We start from the raw sequence: 24,879 nt of genomic DNA, 5'->3' as shown, positions 1-24,879 counted from the left end.
AGGATGATGAGCCAATGTGGTAAATATGCCAATGTGCCAATTCTAAGAATTAATGCATATGTATACTCATTGGCATATTGGCACATTTTCAAATTAGCATATTATTAATTAACTAAATAAATCGAGAATGAAGAAGCAAGTAATGAGCCTCCTGCTGTGTGGTAGCCTGATGGCGGCAGCACAACAGCCGGTAGATTATGTAAACCCTTTTATCGGGACCAGCAACTACGGGACTACTAATCCCGGAGCCATCTGTCCCCAGGGTATGATGAGTGTCACTCCATTCAATGTGATGGGATCGGAGAGCAACCGCTTCGATAAAGACAGCCAATGGTGGTCCACTCCATACTCCGCCGACAATGACTACATGACAGGTTTTGCCCATGTAAACCTGAGCGGGGTAGGTTGTCCCGAATTAGGCAGTCTGTTATTGATGCCGACCGCCGGCGAACTGAAAGTCGATTACCGAGAATATGGTAGTAAATATAAGGATGAAGTAGCTCATCCCGGCTATTATAGCAATGTCCTGACAAAATATGGTATCAAGACCGAAGCGACAGCCAGTATGCGTACCGGCCTTAGCCGTTTCACTTTCCCAAAGGGGCAGGGGAATATTCTGCTGAACCTGGGAGAAGGATTGACCAACGAAACCGGAGCAACCGTTCGTATTGTCAACGAAACAGAGATTGAAGGAAGCAAGTTGCTGGGAACTTTCTGTTATAACCCGCAGGCCGTTTTCCCGATCTATTTCGTAATGAAGGTCAGCAAGGCTCCCAAGTCGATGGGATATTGGAAGAAACAGCGTGAGATGAAAGGTGTGGAAGCCGAATGGGATGTCTATTCAGGCAAATACAAACTATATACCAAGTATAACCGTGAAATGAGCGGTGACGATGTCGGTGTATGGTTCACCTATGATACGGAAGAAAACGAAGCCATCGAAGTCAAGATGGGTGTCTCTTTTGTCAGTATCGAAAACGCCCGTCTCAACATGAATACGGAACAACCCGGTTTCGATTTCGATAAAGTCAGGACAACCGCCAGCAATATGTGGAACAGCGACCTGTCACGTGTAAAGGTAGAAGGCGGTAGCAAAGACGACAAGACAATTTTCTATACCGCTTTATATCACCTGCTGATTCATCCGAACATTATTCAGGATGTAAACGGTGAATACCCGATGATGGAAAGCCTGAAAGTAGGTCATACTACCGGAAACCGTTACACTGTATTCTCTTTGTGGGATACCTATCGTAACGTAAGTACCTTGATGACCTTGCTTTTCCCCGAACGTCAGCTCGATATCATCCGTACCATGGTCGATATGTATAAGGAAAGCGGCTGGTTGCCTAAGTGGGAACTATACGGACGCGAAACCCTCACGATGGAAGGTGATCCTTCCATACCTTATATAGTAGATGCCTGGATGCGCGGCCTTCGTGATTTCGATGTAGAAACAGCTTACGAAGCGATGCGTAAAGGAGCTACTACACCGGGTGAGTTCAACCTGCTTCGTCCGGACAATAACGATTATATGAGCAAAGGATATGTTCCGCTTCGTGAACAATACGACAACTCCGTATCCCATGCTTTGGAATATTATATAGCCGACTGGAACCTGTCCCAGTTTGCTAAAGCTTTAGGAAAGAAGGAAGATGCAAAACTCTTCTATGACCGCTCGATGGGCTATAAACATTATTACAGCAAAGAATTCGGTACGCTTCGTCCGATTCTGCCCGATGGAACATTCTATTCTCCCTTCAATCCTAAACAAGGTGAAAACTTCGAACCCAATCCCGGTTTTCATGAAGGAAGTGCCTGGAACTATACTTTCTATGTTCCTCACGATATCCCCGGTCTGGTTAAGCTGATGGGAGGCCAGAAGAAATTTGTAGACAAATTGCAGATGGTATTCGACGAAGGCCATTACGATATGGCAAACGAACCGGATATCGCCTATCCATATCTGTTCAGTTATTTCAAAGGTGATGCCTGGCGTACACAGAAACTCGTTCGTGAATTGTTAAGTAAATACTATCATAATGCACCGAACGGTCTTCCCGGCAATGACGATACCGGAACCATGTCGACCTGGGCCGTTTTCTCTATGATGGGATTCTACCCGGCTTGTCCCGGCGATATGGATTATGTACTGACTTCGCCGACCTTCAATAAGGTTACCATCGATTTGAATAAGAAATTCTATCCAAAAGGTGAGTTAGTAATCGAATCCATGCATAACAGTCCGGAAGACATCTATATTAAAGAAGTAACAGCCGACGGAAAGAAGCTAAAAGGCTATACTATTTCTCAGGAAGAATTGGTAAATGCCGGAACGCTTAAATTTATTTTGGAAGATACGCATAAGTAAGAGATAAAAACATGGCAGAAATAAGCCTGGAAGTTTTGAAACTTTCCAGGGCTTTCTATTTCGAATATAGGATACTTGATAAATAATAAATCCTTTTACCTTTGTAGTCATCGGTTTTTCCTTTATTTTTGCAAAGACAGAATTAAAAAAGGACAGATGAGCAAATATAAATATTCGCTATATGGGTATCATGCTATAGAGAAAGCTGATATTACTATCAATGGAATAACTGTGTTGTCCGGAGAAAATGGTTGTGGCAAAAGTACTTTGTCAAGATGGTTGTATTATATAATTAATGAATCGAACAAATTTGACGAATCTCTTTATGAGGAATTCTCCAATAAATTAAGAGGAAATCTTCAAAAATTGGTTAGAGCTAGTCGGGAGATAAGTCAGAGCGATGAATTCACCTCATATCATGAGGTGATCGATCAGATAAATGATCAAGTTGATATAGACACATTGAAAGAAAGATATATAAGTTTGGTTAAGCAGTTCGAATTGAGACTGATATCTTTCTTATCTGCAGAAATGATGAAGAGCAGAAAAAAACGTATTTTCTCTTATCTGAAAATTTCATATAATGAAGATAAAATCCTCTTGGAAAAGAATATCGCTGAATTTTTTAGTTCATTAATAGCTGATTTTGATCAAAAATATGAAGAACTCTGTCTTGATAAAGAAAAACGCTCATCAGATCAACTGTATAGATTTATAAAAAAAAATTATTCTGAGGAAGATAAAGCTCCGTCAAACATACAACTTTCAGAAGACGGGGTTAAGCTATTGGAAAAAGGAAAATTTAATGCTCCATTGATGATTCATAGAGCAATATATATAGATACTCCAATGGCTTTGTCTGATAAAGCTAAAATGTTAAGTCCCCATTGGACAGATTTATATGAAATGATGATAAGTCCTCAGGGAGAAATGCCTCAGTCTGGCAAAAAAGTGTTGTTACGCATCAGGCGACTGATAAATGGGCAGATAATAGTTGAAGACGATACATTTGGTTTTAATAAGGAATTGCATTTTCATCGGGAGGATGGTTTAAATATACCTTTGGAAAAAGCTGCTACCGGTTTGAAAGCTTTTGCTTATTTACAGCGTCTTTTGGAAAATGGTTATCTGAATGAAGAGACCTTGTTGCTTATTGATGAACCCGAAGCCCACTTACATCCTCAGTGGATAGTGGAATTTGCACGTTTATTAGTTTTGCTGCATAAGGAATTAGGCTTAAAAATTATGATTGCCAGTCATAATCCGGATATGGTTGCAGCTATACAATCGATTGCCCATAAAGAGGATATTATCGAAAATACCTGTTTTTATCAGGCGACTAGAAGTGAGAATTCATTACAATATACATATCAAAACCTCGGAAGCGATATAAAAGAGATTTTTGAGTCTTTTAATATTGCGATATCCCGTATTCAAGATTATGGTTCCAATAATTTATAATGAAGACATTATTGTTTCTCATTTGATAGCTAAACATTGTTTGTGCTTATTAGATGAAGTCTCTCAAAGAGATTATAATAAAGTAGGGATTTTTTCAAACAAGATCAAATGTTTGGCTTTGGATGATTACGAAACAAAGTTCTGTGGTGGTTCAAAAGATAATACAATGGATGCAGCAGTCGGAATTAGTGATTATCAAAATAATCGAAAAGTAAATCATAGATTGTTGTTGGTAGAATTACGTTTGGATTATCAAAGTTCTAGAAATCTGGAGAAAAGCTCATTAGCTCGCAAAATAAAACATTCTAAAGATTTATTATCAGAGTCTAGGATTGCCCTCAATAGTTGTTTTATTTTTTCTGAAGAGGTTGCTCCCAAGGCTCAAAGTTGGGTACGGCGTTTTGCTCGTGAGTTTAGTGCGAATTGGGAGGTGATGAATCCCATACAGTTTAATGCTTTTATAAAATTTGAATCAGATATGCCGTATCAACCGGAAAATGATTTAGATAGAATAAAAGAAGTCTTGTATGAATGTTTGAAGAAAAAGGATTTAAAGAACTTTTTTGATAATACAAGATATTGGCGTACAGAAGCTTTAAAATATAGGAATCAATTTAAATTATTGGAATTTGAAGCCATTACAGATACGCTATGGAATATATGGAAATCTTTTGATATAGCGGCTTATTCATCTGATGAAATGGATATTCTTGAATCAGAAATAGAAAAAGAGGATTTGCAGATTCTCATTGGAAGATACGCATAAGTAAGAAAAATAAATTATCGTAAGGGAGCCCTGGGGAGTAATGAACTTCTCAGGGCTTTTTGTATTTAGGAAACTGTATTATGAGCGTAGAGATTGATAGGCGGATTTGTTACTGAATGTAAAATCTTTTGAAAAGATGAAAGAGGGATAATTCAAAATGACTAGAAAAAAACGATCGTTTTTTTTATGTCATTTTTATTTTGTACAAAACGGTCGAAATATTAACCGGAGATCTAACAAAACTCCACAATCCGCACTAGTATGCAAAACAAATTAAGAGGATGGCTGGCAGATAACAGCTTAACGGCAGATCCGAAAGATCGGATCCTGGTACTCGAATCCGCAGGTAACGCAGGGCTCGATGATATCTATAAAGAGATGCGTGAAGAAGATACCGGGCTGCGACAAGAAACTCTCGTACATGTAGTTACACTCTATGAACGCATAGTGGCACGCTTCCTGATGAATGGCTTTAGCGTCAACACCGGATTGTTCCATGCAATACCCCGTTTTACGGGAATTATCGAAAAAGGCCTTTGGAACCCCGAAAAGAACGGCATCTACATCTCTTTTATCCAGGATAAAGTAATTCGCGAAGAGATCGCAAAGACAGAAATCGTCATAGAAGGCGAAAAAGCCGACGTGATGTATATCACTGGTGTGGAAGATCGCAGTAACAATATGACCGACGGCAGCATGACACCCGGTCGCAACTTCGCCGTTTTCGGCGCTTATCTCCGCATAGTGGGCGACAACGAAGCGGTGGGGATCAGTTTCCGCAATACGACTACCGACGAGGTGGTGAAAGTCGGCAGCGACATGTTCAGTACGAACGATCCCGGGACGTTGATCTTTATTGTCCCTACCAGCCTGGTCGACGGTACGTACGAACTCACCATCACCAACCAATATATGAAAGGTAAGAACGCCCTGCGTAAATCACCCCGTTCCGTCTCGACCACCGTGTTTGTCGGCGATGGCGGCGGTGGAGGTGGCGACCGCCCCGAAATAGAATAAAAACACCGTTGCTTTCGCGGCACCGGGAACCCCGGCGTTCCCCTTGCAGGAACCGAGGCGTTCCCTATGCCGCGAACGGACGGTTGCTTTGACGGGAACCAGTACGGTTGCACCACCCGGAACCAATGCGGTTGCACAAGTGGGAACCATAGAAAAAATTGAGCTATCTGCAAATTATAGGATGAGCCAATTAGTGACGGTGCCTTCAGGCTGTAGGCCTGTAACAAACTAGCCCAGGGTTCTAACCCTGGGTTCCCTTGAATTTTTCTCTTTCTGAGGCACCCTGTAGGGGTGCGACAAGACGAAAAGGGTTGATATTTAGCTTGTCCCGCCCTTACCAACGACGCTACATTCAAATATGATAAATACAGAATCAATAACAATAATATAATCATCAAAATGAACAAACAAGAACTCATCCGGCAACTGGCCGGCGAAACAGGACTCCATGAGCGGCAGGTGCGCATGACGCTCGACTGCCTGATTCTTTCAAAGGTTTTATAGTGGGGGATGCTAGGCAGAATGCAGCAGACGGTGGAACCGTCATAATACAAGGTGGTATTGTGAATGCTGTAGGAAAGAACGGTGCAGCAGGGATAGGCGGTGGATACAGCAAAAATTCTAGAGGCGGTGGAGGTGGTAAAATCACCATTTCCGGCGGAACAGTCAATGCGACTGCAGAGGAGGGAGGTGCCGCAATCGGCGGAGGAGCCAGTGGCGTTTCGACTTCCAAGCAAATGTATGGTGGTCAGGTCGGTATTTATCGTCAAACAGGAGGCACTGTCAATGTTCAATCGGTGGATGGGGCTGGTATCGGAGCGGCCAGTTATACAAAATCAAGTATAGATGATGACAAAACCCTCGAGATAACAGGAGGCCGGGTAACAGCTACTGTTTCCGGAGGTGGAGCCGGTATCGGTAATGGAGTCGGGAGCTCCTTATCTCCGGATGTCTATTTGTCAAAAAGAGCTGATATGACTCTCGTTACGGCAGAAATTGTATGTAATACGAATAGTGGTGCCGGTATCGGCGGAGGTGAAAATGCTTCTAGTCCTGCTGTTTATATTAATGCGAAGTCAGTTACTGCTACCTCTAAAACCGGAGCCGGTATTGGAAACGGCAAAGGAGGAGAATATAACGGGGAAATATATATTTATGGGGGCGATATAAAAGCATATTCAACCGATGGCCAGGGGATTGGAAAGGGCTTGAATTCCATTGGTAACATACATAATATAGTATTGGGAGATACAGATTTGGCACGAGGAATATTACAGGCAGATATCCATTCGGTAAATAATTATGCGCTGTCTAAATTTACTTGCTATAGCGGAACCATAAAGATTAAATCGGATACAAAAGATCCCTCTGTGGATCCATCTTATACTACATCAAGTATCTCCGGAGGCTCCGTCTATTTGCCAAAACCTCCGGCAACTGTTAATGTCGATAATGTGGCACTCAATATGTATCAGGTAAAAGTCCGGGCCTCCGGACTATCGAATAATAAGGATTATGTGTGTTCTTATCTTATTAAAAAGCAGAATCCCAACTTTCGGAAGAAAACCTTCTATGCCCGTCCTATTAACGGTTATTTTTATTTCTGGTTGGAAGAAAGCAGTGAAGCGTGCGATATAACGATTGACGGTAAATCTGTTTATCTGGGTGAGGTAAAAGCCAATAATAACAATCTCGCCCCGACGGTTGTCGAGAATGTGACAGGTGGAGGCAGGCTCTGTTACTCCTCTTTGAAAGGAGCGCTCGATGCTTCGAAGGAGCACGATAATCTGAAAATGACGTACGATTACATGCTTCCTGCAAGCGAAAATGCCGTATCGACGAAATCTGTCGCTTTCGATATGAACGGTTATACCCTTTCCAACGGGGGAGATGCAAGTGTAAAGATTAACAGCGGATTGTTTACCTTATCAAATTCGAAAGGATATACTACATCTACTTTTCATCCGCTTATTGAGATGCAGGGCGGCTATCTGAAAAAGACAGAAACAAGCGGCGGCGGAACATTGAACTTGCCAGATATAACATTGAAGGAAGCAGGGGATGCGAGTGCTATCCCTGTCTATTGGTGTAATTTGAATAATGGTAGTTTCGGAACAGCCGCCGGTTTCAAACAGGGAGATCGGGATTTGGTAAAAGACCAACGCGTTTTCGGTGATAATTATCCCTATTATTTTTGGCTGGGTAAAGAAAAAGAGGCCGGTGTGTTTTCAATGAATGCAACTCCGGGTGGCGGAACGAAAAAATACTATTATGCTGATAACCTTGCCACTCCGGCACATAACCTGACCTTGTCGCTCACCTCTTATAAGGCCCTGATAGAAAACACATCTACAGGTAATCCGGGTTATTATAAAAATCTTGCCGACGCTTTTGCCCAGGCTGTTGACGGGGAGACGGTCAAGCTGATCGACAACTACACAGCCTCCAGCGAAATGATCCGTCTGCCGGAAGGCTCCAAAAACATGACGCTCGATCTGCAAAGTTATTCGCTCAGCGGCGATAAAACATTGGATGCAGGCAACCATTGGCTGACCGTGGCAGGAAGTGGCAAACTACAAGGAAACACAACGTTAGCAGGGTTGGTCTATACCGAACTCGATGCCGGTATCTGGAAACGATAAAGATGAACGGCATGCAGGTTTATCGCACATTCGTTACGAACCTGCCTGTTCAAAATAGCGGAAAGCTCACTTATCAACCGGCGAGCGGGCAGACTATCTTTCTGCCGGAACCAAGAACAGTAAAGCGGAAGCCTGCCTCTGGCTGCCTGCCGGGCAGCAATCGGTCGTCTTGTCAGACGTACTGCCCACTACTACCGAACAGTTTGCCGAGGTATCGCTCTCGGTGGCGGCCAACCATTCCAATACGGTAGCCGCTTCGCCTTTGCTGAATATCAGCGGCGGGACAATCACGGTTACGCCTACCGCATCGGGGAGTGCCAACGTGACCTACGGATCGAAAAGCTACGTCTCTTCTTTCTCCGGCACCAGCGCCTCCAAGCGCATCGGCATCTACGGGAGCGTCGACCGTGACAGCGGCAAAGACCACCGACTGCTGATTGCTTCGGGCAGCGAAACAACCTACCTGAGCCTGCGCGGCATCCGTGTGCAAACCGCATCCGATAAACCGGCACTCGAAGTAAATGCCCCGGCGGACATCGAACTGGTGGGTGATAACCGGCTGAAAGGCAGCTATAGCGGTTCGACTACTTCGCCCGCCGTACAGGTAAAAAGCGGAGGGAGCCTGATCTGGCAAAACTGTACCGACGGTAACGGGCGGTTGTATGCCGACGGCGGTGCTATCGGAGCGAATGCCAGTCCGGCGATACAGGTCGAAGCCTCCGCTACGATGGCAGTTTCGGGCGCTACGCTGGTGGCGCGCCACGGTAACGGCAAGGCGGCGGATGCCATCGAAGGCGGCACGCAAAAGATTCTGGCAGGCAGTGTCGACGCTCTCTATAAAGACGGGGCGCGTCCGGTGAATAAAAGTAATAATGAAGTATATAAAGTCTCCGTCACTACCGGCCTGACGCCCGACCAGCCTTATACTTGTACCTATAAAGACTGCAACCCCAGCCCGTTTATGGCGATGCCCGATGCGGCAGGCAAAATCTACTGCTGGCAGCCCGAGCAGGAACTCAGTGCCGAAAAGACCAAGGTCGTGCTGACTCATCCCGTTAGTTTCGAGAAGACGGAGATCGAAGTGGTACAGGTGGAACAGAACGACGATAATGTCGCGCCGATCGTACTCCGCATGACCGATGCCGACGTCAAACGGCAGTCGTTCGGTAACCTTCGGGATGCCTCGACGCAATGGAGGCAGGTACGGAGGGAGCCGTCAACACCTATTCGCTGCAATTGCTGACCCGTATTGCCAACCTGCGCACCGAACAGGCCGTTCCCGCCTATACCAGCGTGACGCTCGATCTGGGTAGCTTCGAGATCGCTGCCCAGAACGGTTCGGACGTCTCTTTCGACGCTTCCGCCAACGGCGCTTACCTGAATATCACCGGCAAGGGAAATATCAAGAACACCTTCCGCATTAAAGGCGACGTGTTTATCACCGGCGTAGTGCCCCTGACTGATGCCGTGGTCGAACTGGGCGGCAAGGCGGTGTTCCGCACCCTGGTGAAAGACCTGCCTGCCGCCGCCGGCAACAGCTATGCCTACAGCTACGGCGAGCAGCAGAATGTACCGTTCTACCTCCACGACGCACAAGCCTGTCTCTGGCTGCCCGACTACGGACGCAGCGAGGAGTTGCGCTTTACCGTCAGCGGCACGGGCGGATCGAGTACCGAATATACGGCGGGCAATATCACCACCGTGACGCAGCGTACCGAAGCTATTCCCGCCACTCCGGTCGGTGTGGTGGCACGTGTCGTCTACCGCAACGGTGCGATGAACCAGGCTTTCAACACACTACAGGAAGCCTTCCGGGCAGCCGCTACGGCCTGGACGTCGGTATCGGCATCGCTTCCGGCGGAAACCACGATGACCGACAAGCTGAAACTGGTGAATGTGCAGCTGCTGACCGGCGTAACCGTATCGGGTACGCTGAAAGCGGAGGGTTGGTTCACCCTGAACCTGAACGGCAAGAACCTGACATCGGCCTCGGGTGCTAAGCTACAAGTTACTAACGGAGCGCATCTGGCAGTGGCCGATGTCACGACCGGCATCAAAGGCAATATGGCTGTCGATATCGATCTGGCAGGCAGCGCACGCCTGTTTGTGCCCGGCGCGGTTCGCCTGGAAGGGAATGTGACAAAAGGCGGCGTGGCCGATGTGTTCTACTGGCGTACGCTGGTGAATATGAATTACCAGTCGTCTACCATTGACAAGGTGACGTTCGACGCGGTGGAATATCCCGTGATCGACCGCGAGGTATGCCTCTGGCTGCCAGCGAGCACCGACGATACGAAGGTCTATTCGTTCGGCGTCGGCGACAAGACCGAGCAGGTGAGCGGCTACCAGGTTTCGGCAGGCAAGCACGACAACGACATGACAATAGGCGGCAACAACAACGTCGCCCGTATCGGCACGCAGGAGCATGCCACCCTGAAAGCCGCCTTCGATGCCGCAACGATGGGGCAGACCGTCGAACTGATGAAGACAACTTCGCTGGAGGCGGATTATTCGCTTTCCGGCAAAAGCATCGTCTTCGAACTGGGCAAATACGAACTGACCGGCAGCCATCCGCTGACGGTGGCATCGGGTGCCTCGCTGGTGATAAAGAGCAAGAGCGGAAGCGGAAAGATCGGAAGTCCGTTGTCGGCACAGGCAGGCGGCACATTATATATCGGCCAGGATATACCGGGCGATGCGATCGGCACGGTCAGCGAAGGCGGCAATCCGCGTTACCGTTTGCTGGTGACTAACCTGCCGGCGAATATCCCTTCGGGCACGCATAGCTTCACCTTTGCCGAAATAGGCAGCGACGGCAACCCGACAGGTGCTCAGCAGGCAGGCTCCTTCGTGGTGCGCGAAAACGTAGGCTGCCTCTGGCTGGAAGAGCAAGTGGCGCGACGCCTGACAATGACGGTGGGAGGTACCGATTACCCGACCGACAATGTGACGGTCAACGCCGATCACTTTAATATCGAGACTTACGGAGTCAGCGACGTGGCTCAGATACGCAACGGAAAGAAATACCGCGACCTGGCGGCTGCCTTTGCCGACGCATCGGGCAAGACGATCGTCCTGTTGAAGAATGCCGCCCTCAAACAGAATGTGGAGGTGAACGGCTCTGTCGTGCTCGAAACGGGCAGCTACACGGTTACTTCGCAGGATGTGGGTAGCCTGAAAGCGGTTATCAGCGTGCCGGAAGCTGCAAACCTGCAAATAACCGGCAAGGGGACCATCGGCTCCAACTTTACCATTGATAAAGCCGGGCGGACGGATGTGAACAGCAACGGAAATCTCCAGGCAGACCGCACGGTGTCGCTGACGGGGACTGTCAGTCTGAACGATAAACAATTGCAACGTGTCAGCGTCGAAGGCTTGCCTGCCGCCGTGAAAGCGACCTACGAATATAACGGGCAGGAGGGCGAAGCCACTACCTCGTCCGACGGTTCGCTTTGTCTCTGGATGGAGGTACAAAAGAGTTCGCCTTCCAACTTCTTCGTGGAGGCGTCGGGCATGACCTATATGGCGACTTCGGTGCTCGTCATGGCTACCCATGTGAACCCCGTAACCGTTACCCCCGTGACAGCCGTTGCCGCCATTGGCGACAAGACATACGACACGTTGGCCGATGCCTTCGACGAGTTGGCGGACGGAGCCATGGTGAACCTGCGCAAATCGCAGGCGGAACTGACTGGCGCACACCGCTTGCCGGATGCTCTGACGGGATCGGCAACACTCGACCTGGCAGGCAACGTGATTACCGCCGTCAATGCCTCGTTCGATGCCAACAACGGCAGGCTGGTCATGATGAACGGTGTGCTGGGCGGAACGGTAGCCCTCACCCAAAACGTCTATGCCGAAGGGTCGGTGATCATGAACAATGCGCAGGTCAGCCTCGACGGCAAGACGGTCTGGCGCACCTTCCTGACGCTCCCCGACGGGACGACGGCGTTTACCTTTAAGCTAGGCGACGGCACAGCCGTCTCTTCCGATAATATCCGCCAGGCGGACGGCCATCCGGTAGCCTGCCTCTGGCTGCCTTCTTCTAATGTGGCACGTACGTTGACGGTGACTGCCGGCGATGTGGAATATGCCCTCAACAATGTGGTGGTCGCCTCTACCCACGGCAACGAACTGGATGTGACCGCTGGCAACGATCCGGTAGCCGAAGTCGACACGAAAACCTTTGCCTCGCTGGCCTCGGCGCTTGCCTCTGTGGCAGAAGGCGGAACGGTGACATTGAAAAAGAACCTCTCCCTCTCTTCCGTGCAGGATATAAAGAAGAACCTGACACTCAACCTGGGCGGCCTGAGCTTTACCTCGGGCAACAGCGGTTTCAATGTAGACGCCGGCAAGACGCTTAAGATCGTTGGCGGCATGCTGCTCGGAACTTGCGCCTGCAAGGGGAGGGTACGGTTAGCGCAGGTAGCGACGTGAAGATTGCCGGCATTGTGCTGAACAAGGAGAATAAGGAAGTCTACCGTACCCTGATCAAACGGGGACCGTCAGACGCCGGCCTGCCGGGTTGTTACTGGCTGGAGGCTACCGGTGCCGATTACGACCTGACGCTGCCGACCGTTGTCGTTCCGGGCGAGACCTGGGAAACGACCGTGCCTGGCACATTGGGAAATCATCATACAACGCTGACGGCTTACAAACGGATCGAAATCGCTTCGGGCACGCAGTCCTGGAACGAGAGCTATCAACAAACGAATCTGGTGCTGGCATCCGGTGCCGTGCTGGACTTAAAGGGGGTAACCGGAACCTTCTCTCTGCACCGCCTGACCCTTCATGATGGAGCAAAAGTGACTACGGCCAATAGCGGTCTGGTGGTCGCAGAGGAAGGTATCCGCTATATCCGCACGTTTACCGGCATCGACCGGTGGGAGTCTGTTGCCTTGCCGTTCACTGCCGACCGGATCATGACCGAAGAGGCGGATGCCGACGCTCCCGGCGGCAAGCGAATCACTCCGCTGCTTCCTGCCACCGGAACGGGTACGGCGGGTAACTTCTGGCTCAAGACGATGAATGCAGGCGGTACGTTGCAAAACGTCAGCACGACGGAGATGACGGCAAACGTTTCTTACCTGATGGCGGTACCGTCGCAGTTGCAGGACAAGGCGATCATGTTTGTCTCCGGTCCGAATCAGCTGCTGCGCCGCGACAAGGTGACGGCGGTGAAGCCGGCAAGCGGTTTTGCTTCCTATGCCAACGGCACGCTCGACGAACTGACCGTGAACGAATATTGCTACGTGCTGAATGATGCCGGCGATGCCTATGAGCGGAAGACGACGGCTGTGATATTGCCGTTCCGCGGTTATCTGCTGGCGGATGCGAACACAACGACCATCAAGCCGCAGCTGCGCATCGGAGTGATAACGGATGCCGTGGTTCCGGCCACGCTGGAGCAGCTACGTATCCATACCCTTCCCGGCCGTGTGGTGATCGAGTCGCTGCGCGAGGAACAGATCCGTATCTATACGCTCGACGGACGTCTGCTGCGTGCCTTGCGCATCCCGACAGGCTATACGGAGATCGTCTTGCCGCGCGGGCTGTATATTATCAATCGTCAGAAGATCATCATCAACCAATAATACACATATATATAATGTATAAGAAAATAACCAGATTACTAGCAATACCCGTCCTGCTTGCAGCCACGCTGCATCCTTGCCGGGCGCAGTGGGTCGACCCGGGCGACAGCCCTGACCTGAAATGGGACGTGGCGCAGTTGAACGGCGGCACATCCTACAACACCCTGCCGGAAGCCTTCCAAAACGTATCGGCCGACGGCGCGACGATCCGGTTGCTGATCGGCGTCACCCTCGACGGGAAAGCATCGCTTGCCGTCTCTTACCGCACGACCCTCGACCTGAACGCGCTGCCCCTGGTCTGCGCCTCCGGTACCGGTTTCACCCTGGCGGATGGCAAGTCGCTGACGCTGGAAAATGGCACGGTCTCGGGTTCCTTCTCCCTCTCCGGCAGCGGACAGTTGTTTGCCGGAGCCGATGTGAAGATTCCGGGGTTGGGAGTCACCGAGACGCTCCCGGGCACGACCGATCCCCGCAACCTCTACCGTATCCTGGTCACCCTGCCGGGCGGCGAATCGGCAGGGGCGATTTCGGGTGTCGCCTATGGACAGACCACCGTCACCCGGTATGCCCGCAGCGGTAACCGACTCTGTTGCTGGCTTCCTCAGAGTGTAGCGGCGCTGGCTGTCACTTTCAGTTATACGCCCACGGGCGGACAGCCGCAACTCTACACCACCGCCCCGCTTATCGTCACGCAGCATGCCGAAAATGCCGTGCCCGTGGAGAAGAAAGAGGGAACGGCCGGTATCCATGTGGCAGAAGTAGCCGGCAGCGGAGGAAGCAGCCAGTCGTATACCACGCTGGCGGAAGCCTTTACCGCCGTGAAAGACGAATCGACAACGGAAGCAAGGACGATCGGCCTGCTGGCAAACACGACGCTGAATGAACAGGTGGAAATAGCTTCCCCTATCGTGCTCGACCTGCATAACTTTAGCCTGACGACCTCCGGCAATGCCGGTTTCACACTTCCGGCAGGTGCGGCGGGTAACGGTGCTCTACATATAAAGAACGGGCAGATAGGCGGGAGCTTCTCCCTGGTACCCGGTTTTATTGCGGACCGGACGGTTACACTATCGGCTGCGGTTATGTTAAATGGCAGGCAGGTCTATCGCGTCCGGCTGCTCCTGCCGGATGACAGTGCGGGCGAGACGCTTTCTTTCTCCTACGGGAATGTGAATAACGGTACGGTCGCCGCTCCCGTTACGGAAGACGGCCATCCGGTTGCTTATCTTTGGCTACAGGCTCGTGCGGCAACCTCTTTCTCCCTGACAATCGGCGATAAGACGTTGACAAAAGAGGGCATCTCCGTACAGGCAAACCATGACAATACCGCCGACCTGCGCCACGGGGATACCGAGGCTGTGCTCTATGCCGCCGGAGAAACACCGGGTACGGATGACGGTACGGCTTACGGCAGTTTCCATGATGCCCTGAATGCTGCGGGACAGAGCGACGGTAGCCAGCTCTGGTTACAACGTGACGTTTATTTCAGTGGCGTCACCCCGCACGGCCATCCGATCGAGGCAAACGTACTGACGGAGCTTCATCTGGACGGCCATACCCTGACCGCCACCAACTGCACGCTCGACGCTTCCGCTCCGGGCGCCTGCCTCCGTATCTGCGATGCCGACCGTGGGACGGGACGTATTACGGGTACCTTCCGTATCAAGGGGGATGTCTATATCGGAAAGGATATCATCGGCGGCAATATCGGTGTGGTGCTGAAAGGGGAAGATGCCACCGATACGCAACTCTACCGTGTACTGGTGCAGATAGATGAACCCGGCGCCCTGCCGGACGGCTTTGCCGGTTGGCGGCTGGGAAGCCTTGCGGGGCAGACCTGTTACGTAAAAGACAAACTGGCCTGTCTCTGGCTGCCGGTAGGGATGGCTCCCGAAACGCTGACATTGGAAATAAACGGTATAAGCTATACCGCCACCGTGCAGGTTTCCGCCTCTCATTCCAATACGGTCACGGCCCGCAAACCGGCGGTAGTGGCTGCGATCGGAGCGAAGGAATATACCTCGCTGGCCGATGCCTTTGCCGATGCAGCAAACGGGAATACCATCCTGTTGAAACAGAGTACGGCGCTTAGCGTTCAGGTTACGGTTCCCGACCAAGTAAACCTGACAGTGGATTTGCAGGAGTTCACCCTCTCGATGCAAGCAGCGGCAGCCTTTACAACTTCCGGCAACGGACGCCTGTTGGTGGAGAGTTCGGACGGACGGGGTATCCTCTCCGGTAATTTCGCTGTGACGGAGCAGGTCTGCGTATCTTCTTCAGTGTCGCTTACAGGGATCGTGACGGCAGGCGGCCATACCGTTTACCGCACCTGTTTCTTCCTCCCGGCGGTTTCGGATGCGGGTAGCTGGGAGTATGGCGCACAAAACGGTACGCTCTTTTTCCCCGGCAAACAGAATACCGGCGGGCAGGCGGTGGCCTTCGGTTGGTTACAGACCGAGACGGGAGTGCACGACCTGGTTGTCCGGTTATCCGGTACCATGGCAATCTCGAAGACATTGACCGGCGTCATGATACAGGCCAATCATAACAATCGTTTCGATATGGAGGCGGGGACAAGCCTGGTACAGGTGGGGGCGCAGTATTATCCCTCTTTTGCCGCCGCCCTCGAACAGGTGGAGGCTGCCGGCAGCGGTACGATCCGGCTGATCGCCGACCAGGCGTTGCGGGGAATGCAGAATATAACCGGGTCCGTGGTGATCGACCTGAACGGCCATGTGTTGTCGCTCGCTTCGGATGCCGCTTTCGATGTCGCCGGAGGGGCAACCTTGCGGGTGACCGACGAAAGCATTGCCTCCGACAAAGGATATCTATACGGTACGCTTTCGCTGAACGGGGCGGTCTATGTCGATCCGAAGGTGAAGCTGGGCGGCACGGTGATTCGCCGCGGTGAAGAAGTGTACCGCCTGACGGTGGACGGGTTGCCTATCGATGCCGGCGTGGCTCCGGTCACTTATACCTATGCCGCTTCGGGCATGACCGGCCAGGCATTGCTGCTCGACGGTTCCGCCTGCCTCTGGCTGCCGGGCGAACGGGAGGAAGAAGACCTGTCGTTCACGGCAAAAGACGGTACTGTCTACGAAACGACCTTGTTCCCTTCGCTACCCGCTCATAATGCCCGCCAGCAGGCTTTCCGCCGGGTGGAAGTGGATACCGATGTAACCTGGGCGGATGCAGCAAACAAGGATTGCAACGTCGTAGTCGGGCCGGGTGTGAAACTGACGATCGCTACCTCCGGACAGATGAAAACCCTCCACCGTGTCACGATGGGCAACGGTGCGGAGATCCTCTGCAACGAACCGGTGCTGGCAACGGGCGGCATCATCCATACCCGCTCCTTTGCCGTTGCCAATCATTGGGAGGCTTTCTCCCTGCCTTACGCGCCGCGCCGCATCACAGCCGTGATCGACGGCAGCCTGACGGAACTTTCTCCTTACCTGGAGTCGGGAACGGGCGGTCATTTCTGGTTGCAGGCATTGGCGGACGACGGTTCGTTCAGTTATGTAGCGGAAGAAGTCTTGAAAGCGAATGCCGGATACATTATCGCTGTGCCGGACGGACTGACGACGGCTGGCGGCGGTGCTGACCGGGCCGTCTCGTTCGTTTCGGCTGCAAACCAGTTCCTCAACCGCAAGGAGGTGACGGCGGTAGCTCCCGAAGAGAAAGGGTTTAAACAGTTTGCTACCGGCACGTTGCATGACTTGCCGCTTACCCGGCCTTTCTATCTGCTGAATACCGAAGGGACGGAATATATCCGGCAGGATGCTTCTGCCGATGCTCCGGTTTCAGTGCCGCCTTTCAGCAGCTACCTCCTGACCGACGACCGGACGCTGGCCGTCAATCCTACGCTTCGCATGGCGGGATTGCCTACGGCTACGGAAACGGTTGTCTCCCTGTCCGGCAATGATCTCCGGGTGTGGGGAGGCAGGGGATGCATACGGGTATCGGCTACTGAAGCGACCGACCTGGCGGTTTATACGCTCGGCGGACGATTGCAGTTGTGCGTCCGTATCCCGGCGGGGGAAAGCATTCTAACCTTGCCTGTCGGCCTCTATATCGTGAACCGGCATAAAATATACGTCAATGAATACTAACAGATTAAGAGAGATAGCGTGATGAAACAATATATCCGACAACTTTTATTCCTCAGCCTGCTGTTGCTGTCGGCCGCAGCGGGAGCACAGGAGATCGTAGGCCCCGGCGGGCCGGACAGTCCTTCGACAGGCGACAAGACCATAACAGTCACCCAGTCACCTGGCGGGACGATCACGCCGGCAGGTGACTGGGTGGTGACGGTGGTAGGCGGTACAAGTCCCGTTTTTACCATCCGTGCAAAAGAGGGGCATGTACTGGCTTCTGTGTCGGTGGATGGTGTTCCGCTGGTAATCGGCAAAGACCTGGCTTCTTATACTTATACATTTACAGCGATCGCGGAGAACCATACGCTGACCGCTTCGTTCGCTTCCACCCGCTTTACCCTGACAGCCGAAGCTGGCAACGGGGGAAGCATTACACCGACTTCGGCCCTGGTGGCGAAAGGGGGCAGCCAGACGTTTACGATCCATCCCGATGCAGGCTATGAGATCGAAGATGTCAAAGTGGACGGCGTTTCAGCTGGTGCCATGTCTTCCTATACCTGTACGGACGTAGCGAAAGACAGCCGTATCGTAGTCTCCTTCAAGTCCCTTGCCTATACCGTAAGCCTGGAGGAAATGCAGAACGGCAGCCTGAAGATCACAGATGGCGAAGGCAAAACAGTTGCAGACGGTGATAAAGTGCCATATGGAACCTTGCTGACCTTGCTACCCCAACCGGCGGAAGGGTTTGCCCTGGAAGAACTGACGGAGAATGGCAAGATGCTTGTCGGGACGGTCTTTGCAGTGAAGGGAAATGTTGCTTTTGGTGCAGTTTTCAGTAAAGCGGTCTATACGGTAACGATCAAAATTCCAGTGGTAAAAGGAGGTGCTCTGACAGTGAAGAATGGGCAGACGGTCCTGCTTTCCGGAACCCATCGAATTGAATATGGCACAGTGCTGACCTTGGAGAACCGACCGGAAACCGGCTACGACTTTAGCGGCTATGAAGTAGCCCCTGGCAATCTCCTGAACTCTGACAAGGTTACAGTTACAGGCAATGTTACAATCGGCGCTGTCTTTGCTCCGAAAATATATCCGGTAACAGTTACCGCTCCTGTTTCTACTGAAGGCAGTCTCTCCGTCATGAACGGACAGGAGGCAATCGTCGGTGAAATACAATTACCTTATGGCACACAATTAGCACTTTCCAATAAGCCGGCTGTCGGCAAGACCTTTGCTGCCTATACCGTTGAGCCGGCCTCGGCCCTGACCGGCAATATCGTAACAGTGACTACAGGAACGACTATCGGTGCCCGTTTTAAAGAGGCGGGAAAGGACGAAGAAGACATTGGATCGGACGGGGAGAAATTGTATAAGGTCACTTATTCCGCTCCACTGGTCGTAAGAAAGGACGAAAGCGTTGTCGGCAACGGAGAGATGGTAAAGGAGAATACCTTGCTGACCCTGGTGGCTGTCAACACGAATACGCAGAAGGTGGTCTCTCTGTCGGCTAACGGCAATCCGGTGGAGTTCCTCACGGACGGCGGCCTGAATACGGCTTTCTATAAGGTAACAGGTGCGGTCGCTTTTACTGTTAGTCTGGCCGACAATCGTTTCCCGGTACGTATCGAAACGCCTGACGGCGGAATATTGGCTGCTTCGGCAGGAGGGCAACCGGTTATCTCCGGCAACAGTTATTTGTATGGTACTGCCGTCCGTGTCACGGCAACGGCTACCGAAGGATATAAGCTGGTACGTATCATGGCGGGTAACCGGGATATCACCCTGTCGCAGCAGGTGATACTGACGGAAGACCTGGTACTGTCCGCCACCTTTGTCCGCCAGGGCGATATCGGGGCGGACCCTGATCCGGAGAACCCGGACCCGGACGCTCCTGCCGGCATCGACCTGACTCCCCAGCAGGTAGTCTATGACGGGCGGGTACAGTCTTTTCGCCTGGTAACTATGCCCGGAGGGATTGTAGATAAAGTTCAGGTCACCTACTTTCAGAATGCTAAGAAAGTGCAACCCATAGCCGCCGGACTGTACGACGTGCAACTGACACGCCCGGCCGACGACCGTTTTGCCGCTTTCGACCGGACGATACCGGGCGGACTGGAAATACAACGGGCACCTGTAACCATCGCCTCGGTTGATTATACGCAGGAGCAGCAGCTAGGCAGCTTGGTTCGTACCCTGGCTACCCTGGAAGGTGGAAAGGCCGAATACAAAGGAAAGGTTGTTGCCGGAACCTTCGCCTGGACCGATCCGTCGGCCACCGCTGGCAAACTGGCCGTTACTGTATCCGGTTATCAGGGCGTACGCTTCACGCCGGCCGATCCGGACAACTACCGGGAAGCGACAGCGCAGGTGCATATACAGGTCGGCGCTGCTCCGGCACCAGCTTACCGGATAACGGCACTGACGGAAGGTGAGGGGACAGTCGCTTTCTATAATGGCGATCTGGCTTGCGAGCCTGCGGAACCTTTCTATGAAGGGATGAGCCTGTCGCTACGGGCTGTACCGGCTTCGGGCTTCCGGTTCGAAGGTTTCCGGGTGGACGGTGTCTTGTATGACCTGAATCCCTACAACCTGACAGTTACGAAAGATCAGACGGTCACGGCTTGCTTTCAGCAGAAAGCCGATCCGGCTACCCCTTCGGCAGTGACGGTAACACTGACACCTCCCGCCTCCCTGACGTATGACGGCCGGGCGAAGCTGGTAGGTGTATCGTCTGTCCCTGCCCTGAACGGCTGGCAGGTGGAATACCGGAATGAAAAGGATGAGGCGGTGATACCTGTGGATGCCGGGACTTACCGGGTATTGGTGAGCCGTGAGGAAGATGAGGAATGGCTGGCTTTCGAAAAGACTTCGACGTTTACGGTAAGCAAGGCGGTGCCTGTTGTCACGGAGTTGCCGGTAGCCGGTGGTTTGCCTGCGGGTGCACCCCTGGCGGATTCGGAATTGACTGGTGGTATGGCTGCCGTTGCCGGTTTGGGGATGATTCCCGGTGTGTTCGAATGGGACGATCCGGAGATGATCATGGAGGCGGAAAAAGAACGGACAGTCCGCTTTGTCCCCTCCGACAAAGTCAATCTCTTTACAGTAACAACCCTGGTGACGGTTCCTTTGGTCGACCCTCCCGCACCGGTTCGTATCACTTATACCCAGCCTTCCGGAGGTACACTGACCGTCACCTGTGAAGCGGACGGAAAGCCGTTGCCGAGCGGAACCTTGGTCGTAGCCGGTACGGAGATACGCATTCAGGCAGTAGCTGTCGATTATTTTGCTTTGGAGAGCCTCTGTATTGGAACAGCCGACTTTACAGCCGATGCGATCAACGGAAACGGGACAGTCGTGCATGCCATGTATAGCTCCCGGGAAATCAGCGCCTCCTTCATCCGTTCTTCTTATCCGCCCGATCCCGATATTCCGGACAACCCGGATGACCCGGACAATCCTGATAATCCCGACACTCCCGACACTCCCGATAATCCGGATACTCCTGACGTCCCCGAGGTGCCTGATTATCCGGACCATACCATATGGGTACGTACGACCGGCCTGGGATCTGTTTCTCCGGAGACAGGCAAAGTGAGTCACGGCAGCGATCTTTCGTTTGAGTTCACTCCGGGCTACGGACAGCAGTTGGTGGATGTGCGATTAAACGGAAACAGTGTCGGAGCGGTATCCCGTTACTCTTTAAAGAATATAAAGGAAGATGCAACGATAGAGGCCGTATTCAGTAATATCGGTATCCCAGTTTACACGTTGACCTCCCGGACAGTCGGGAAAGGCGGATTCGTTACTCCTGCCTGTGTACGGGTAGCGGAAGGCAGTAACCATCAGTTTATTGTGCATACGGAAGCAAAAGGAGCGTTGGAAAGTGTGCAGGTTGGAACGGGAGGCACCCTGAAGGCGATAGGGAAACCGTCTAGTTATATTTTCCGGAACGTGAAGGCAGACTCTGTGCTTGTCGCCACTTTCGGCATTGCTACGGCTACGGAAACAATAGTAGCTGATAGTCCCGGAAAAATATGCACTGTCGGCAACAGCCTGCATGTATATCCGGCTTCCTCATCTTCTATTCTTACAGTCTATTCAATCTCCGGTCAACTGATCCGTCAGGAATCTTTATCCGGCAACACAGTGATCCGCACCTTACCGTCCGGTCTCTACATCGCCGAATTAAAAGACGGTAACCTGCTTGTCAGACAGAAGATATGGATTGGTAAATGAAAATAGAGGAGCCAATATAAGAAAAAATTGAACAATCTCGTTCCCGTGTCAAGCACGGGGACAGGATAGTTCAATTTTGATAAATTCTGAACCAACAGTTACCCCTCATTATCCTATTGCCTCTTTGTTAAAATCACTACATCTAGTGATTGATCGCCTTGTTTCTTTCCTGTTCCTTTGCAATCGTAATTACTAATAGTGAAAATACGATGAAACAACGCTACTTGTTTGTTCTGATTGCAGGGACTGTCTTTGGATTACAACCGTTGATGGCTGATGAAGTAAAAGTGAATGTGAATGAAAATGACACCATCAAGACGTATAATATCGATGAGGTCATTATAACATCTTCTACAAAGGAAACGAATGACTTACGGTTATTGCCCGGTTCTGTTTCCATCCTTTCCCCCCAAGCGATATCAGGACGTCAGATCGATGCGTTGAAAGATATCAGTTCGTTTGTTCCCAACCTGTATATGCCGGATTACGGCTCCAAAATGACTTCGGCTATTTATATCCGCGGTATCGGTGCACGAAGCAGCGGACAGTCGATCGGACTTTATGTCGATAATGTGCCGTACCTGGATAAGAGTACCTTTGATTTTGAATTGAATGATATACAGCGCATGGAAGTGTTGCGTGGTCCGCAGGGTACTTTGTATGGCCGTAATGCGATGGGAGGGATTGTGAATATTTATACATTGTCACCCTTCAATTATCAGGGAACGAAGTTTTCGATGTCGACGGGCAACTATGGTGCCTCTAAGATCAAAGCGTCCCATTATCGAAAACTGAGCGAGCACGTAGGTATTTCCCTTAGCGGTTACTACGACAGGAATGACGGTTTTTTCATGAACGAATATTCCGATACGAAGGCAGATAAGGAGAAGTCTGCCGGTGGACGCTTTAAACTGGATTGGCTGATCAATCCGGCAATGAAACTGCAATATGCATTCAATTATGATTATGTCGACCAGGGTGCTTTCCCTTACGGACAATATAACAGGGAGACAGGAAAGGTGGAACCTGTACGCATAAATGATCCCAGCACCTATTGGCGGCGGATGCTGAATAACAGCATTTATTATGAGTGGAAAACGGATAAATTCCTACTGTCCTCTACCACCGCCTACCAGTATCTGAAAGACGATATGAAGATGGACCAGGATTATACGGAGAAGTCTATTTTCACACTGAACCAGCAGCAAAAGCAATATGCTTGGAGTGAAGAGGTGGCGATCCGGTCGAATCACCAGAAGAATTATCAATGGAGCTTCGGTGCATACGGCTTTTATAATAGCCTGAAAACAGATGGCCCGGTGATGTTTAAGGAGGATGGTCTGAAAGATGTCTTGCAGAAAGCCTTTGATGATCTAGTGGCTGGTAGCCCCAAGGCTCCGCAATTGACCGTATACGGTGATGATAAGAATCAGATTTATTTCCCCGGATATTTTGAAACGCCGACATTCGGTTTTGCTGTCTTCCACCAGTCCACTTATAACAACTTATTTACGGACGGGCTGTCTGTAACGGCAGGTATCCGGCTGGATTATGAAAAGGCAAAGCTGAATTACGACTCTTCGGTAGATAGTATGAAGATAGGTGTATCTATGGGAGGACGTCCAATGGGTGTTCTGCCTGTCGAGACAAGATTGGAAGGTAAAACATCGCAGGACTTTTTGCAGGTGCTGCCTAAGGTATCAGTGAGGTATCAATGTTCGCCGGGTACGTTTACGTATGTGTCGGTTGCCAAAGGGTATAAGACGGGAGGCTACAATGTGCAGATGTTTGGAGACCTGGTGCAGGAGTATGCCCGGTATGACCTGATGTCGAAGTTTATGCCCAACGAAGCAAAGAAGCCGGCAGAGGTGGAAGATGTGGCTGCCTATAAACCGGAGCACAGCTGGAATTATGAAATGGGCATCCGCAGCGAATTGATCAAGGACCGTCTGCATGCCGAACTGACGCTTTTTTATATGGATATTCAGGATATCCAGTTGACGACATTTGCCAAAGGGGGAAGCGGACGCATGATCACCAATGGAAGCAAGGCCGACAGTTATGGGGTGGAGGTAAGCCTTCGCAGCCGTATTGCCGAGGGCCTGACAGCTGATTTGAATTATGGTTTCACCCGTGCTACCTTCCGCGATTATAAGACGTTGGATAAAAACGAAACGGAGATAAATTATAAGGATAACTTCATCCCGTACACTCCGCGTCACACCGTCAGTCTGGGATTGAACTATACCAAACTGTTGCGGAACAGTTGGCTCGACCAGTTTACCGCTTCCGTCCAGTATGCCGGAGCCGGGAAGATCTTTTGGACCGAAAAGAACGATATCAGTCAGGACTTTTACGGTGTGTTGAATGGCAAAGTGGGAGTACGTAAGGGAATTGTGAACCTGAATATATGGAGCCGCAATATGACTGACACTGACTACCAGGCATTTTATTTCGAATCATTCGATAATTCATTTATACAAAAAGGCAAACCATTCCAGATCGGGGCGGAAGTGGCTGTAACGTTTTAAATTCAGTATTGATCAGGATTGAACTATCCTATCATCAACCTCACTTGACTATTACAGGTCTATTTGCCGTCTGCTTTAGCTGACGGACTAGTAAAGAATCTATCTCTTTGGACTTTAGTCCCATTTCTTAAAGCTTTCTATCTGAGAGAAATGTGGCTAAAGCC

The 24,879-nt window shown here is 50.9% G+C and carries 13 protein-coding genes; 12 read left to right on the top strand and 1 reads right to left on the bottom strand.

Translation table 11 applies throughout. The features are described from left to right. Window positions 1-127: 127 nt before the first annotated feature. From DXA15_RS06250 to DXA15_RS06235, 4 genes are all read left to right on the top strand, one after another. Window positions 128-2,371, top strand: a complete 2,244-nt coding sequence (locus DXA15_RS06250; RefSeq protein ID WP_128133448.1) for a GH92 family glycosyl hydrolase — start codon at window positions 128-130, stop codon at window positions 2,369-2,371. Between the two features lie 156 nt (window positions 2,372-2,527). Continuing rightward, window positions 2,528-3,832 carry an AAA family ATPase gene (locus DXA15_RS06245; protein ID WP_128133447.1) on the top strand — a complete coding sequence of 435 codons (1,305 nt, stop codon included), beginning with the start codon at window positions 2,528-2,530 and terminating at the stop codon, window positions 3,830-3,832. Next, window positions 3,813-4,598, top strand: coding sequence for a hypothetical protein (locus DXA15_RS06240; RefSeq protein WP_128133446.1), 786 nt, complete (start codon window positions 3,813-3,815; stop codon window positions 4,596-4,598). Before DXA15_RS06245 ends, DXA15_RS06240 begins: the two co-directional genes overlap by 20 nt. 261 nt (window positions 4,599-4,859) lie before the next feature. Then, entirely contained in the window at window positions 4,860-5,615 is a 756-nt protein-coding gene (locus tag DXA15_RS06235; RefSeq protein ID WP_128133445.1) for a DNA-binding domain-containing protein, read from the top strand. Here the strand turns inward: DXA15_RS06235 and DXA15_RS06230 are convergent. Further along, entirely contained in the window at window positions 5,538-5,765 is a 228-nt protein-coding gene (locus DXA15_RS06230) for a hypothetical protein (protein ID WP_128133444.1), read from the bottom strand. The two genes, DXA15_RS06235 and DXA15_RS06230, sit on opposite strands and share 78 nt — an antisense overlap. A 249-nt stretch (window positions 5,766-6,014) precedes the next feature. Here DXA15_RS06230 and DXA15_RS26060 point away from each other — a divergent pair, with 249 nt between their 5' ends. The 8 genes from DXA15_RS26060 to DXA15_RS06190 all read left to right on the top strand — a co-directional run bounded on the left by DXA15_RS26060 (window position 6,015) and on the right by DXA15_RS06190 (window position 24,715). Further along, window positions 6,015-6,119 (top strand): HU family DNA-binding protein, encoded by a 105-nt coding sequence (locus DXA15_RS26060; protein ID WP_147349092.1) that lies wholly within the window; start codon window positions 6,015-6,017, stop codon window positions 6,117-6,119. Next, a complete protein-coding gene (locus tag DXA15_RS06225) occupies window positions 6,119-8,257 on the top strand; it encodes a hypothetical protein (protein WP_128133443.1) in 2,139 nt (712 codons plus the stop codon). Before DXA15_RS26060 ends, DXA15_RS06225 begins: the two co-directional genes overlap by 1 nt. A gap of 169 nt (window positions 8,258-8,426) precedes the next feature. Next, a complete protein-coding gene (locus tag DXA15_RS06220) occupies window positions 8,427-9,500 on the top strand; it encodes a hypothetical protein (protein ID WP_128133442.1) in 1,074 nt (357 codons plus the stop codon). Then, window positions 9,449-12,694 (top strand): hypothetical protein, encoded by a 3,246-nt coding sequence (locus DXA15_RS06215; protein ID WP_128133441.1) that lies wholly within the window; start codon window positions 9,449-9,451, stop codon window positions 12,692-12,694. Before DXA15_RS06220 ends, DXA15_RS06215 begins: the two co-directional genes overlap by 52 nt. Beyond that, a complete protein-coding gene (locus DXA15_RS06210; protein ID WP_128133440.1) occupies window positions 12,691-13,851 on the top strand; it encodes a T9SS type A sorting domain-containing protein in 1,161 nt (386 codons plus the stop codon). Before DXA15_RS06215 ends, DXA15_RS06210 begins: the two co-directional genes overlap by 4 nt. 14 nt (window positions 13,852-13,865) lie before the next feature. Then, window positions 13,866-17,963 (top strand): hypothetical protein, encoded by a 4,098-nt coding sequence (locus DXA15_RS06205; RefSeq protein ID WP_128133439.1) that lies wholly within the window; start codon window positions 13,866-13,868, stop codon window positions 17,961-17,963. A 21-nt stretch (window positions 17,964-17,984) separates the two neighbouring features. Continuing rightward, complete coding sequence (locus DXA15_RS25250; protein ID WP_233566919.1) at window positions 17,985-22,184, top strand: T9SS type A sorting domain-containing protein; 4,200 nt, start codon at window positions 17,985-17,987, stop codon at window positions 22,182-22,184. A gap of 209 nt (window positions 22,185-22,393) precedes the next feature. Beyond that, on the top strand, window positions 22,394-24,715 hold the full coding sequence (locus DXA15_RS06190; protein WP_128133438.1) for a TonB-dependent receptor: 2,322 nt from the start codon (window positions 22,394-22,396) through the stop codon (window positions 24,713-24,715). Window positions 24,716-24,879 lie beyond the last annotated feature (164 nt).

The organism is Parabacteroides sp. AM58-2XD (assembly GCF_003463685.1).
GTDB classification, from domain to species: Bacteria; Bacteroidota; Bacteroidia; order Bacteroidales; family Tannerellaceae; genus Parabacteroides; species Parabacteroides segnis.
This window is presented reverse-complemented; position numbering and strand designations above follow the sequence as displayed.